Annotated in this window: 1 pseudogene; it reads right to left on the bottom strand. The window is 78.0% G+C overall.

Features of this window, described 5'->3' with window-relative positions:
- Positions 1–864 (bottom strand): annotated as a pseudogene (locus tag HMPREF0731_RS22055) (DUF4139 domain-containing protein); the annotation flags it as partial.

The raw sequence follows: 864 nt of genomic DNA, 5'->3' as shown, positions 1-864 counted from the left end.
GCCGCGGCGTGGGCGCGCCACTCGGCCTCGAAGGCCTCCAGCAGCCGGCGCGCCTCGGCCATGCGCCCGACCAGCTCGGCGAAGGCGGCGCGGCCCTCGGCCTCGGCCGGCAGGCGCTGCAGCAGCTCGCGCAGCGTCTCCAGCGTGCCGGGCCCGCCGGGCAGGCGGCGCACCGAGGGAAGCTGCTCCAGCCGGCGCCAATCCAGCAGCAGCGGGTCGCCAAGGCCGGGATCCCAGAGCGGCACGCTCTGCTGCGCCTCGCGCTCGAAGGGCAGGCGCAGCTCGGTTTTCTCCCCGCTCAGCGCCACGCTGTGGCGCAGGCCGAAGGCCCCCTCCGCCGCCACGGCGAAGCGCGGCTCGGCGCCGCCACGGCGCGGCAGGTCGATCAGCAGCCGGCCGCGCGCGCCGCGCGGGTCGATGGCGAAGGCCACCTCCTCCCGCCGCAGCGTCCGCAGCACCACCTGGCCGGGGCGCAGCGCCACGCCGCGCAGGCGCGTCTCCTGGTGCTCGGCGCTGCTGATCTCGACATCGCGGTCGCGGCCGAAGCCGAGCAGCCGCTCCTCCCCCGGCGGCAGGGCGCGCAGCTCGGCATCGCCCAGCCAGGGGCCGTCCGCGCCATAGACGGTGACGATGCCATCCGGCAGGGTCTGCCCGCTGCGGTTCGCCAGCAGCGCCGCCTGCAGCGGGTGCCGCGCCTGGCGGTCCTGCACCCACCAGACCCGCTCGGCCGGGATGCTGGCATCCAGGAAGGGCAGGTTGGCGGTGCTGCCGGCCGGCAGCGTCACCGGCTCGGCCAGGGTGTAGGTGATGCGGCCCGGCGAGGCCTCGGCCGGCGCCGCCACGGCCGCCCCGGCGATCGGTGCC

The organism is Pseudoroseomonas cervicalis ATCC 49957, assembly GCF_000164635.1.
Lineage (GTDB): Bacteria > Pseudomonadota > Alphaproteobacteria > Acetobacterales > Acetobacteraceae > Pseudoroseomonas > Pseudoroseomonas cervicalis.
The sequence above is the reverse complement of the archived record's forward strand: the minus strand, read 5'-3'. Positions and strand labels throughout refer to the sequence as shown.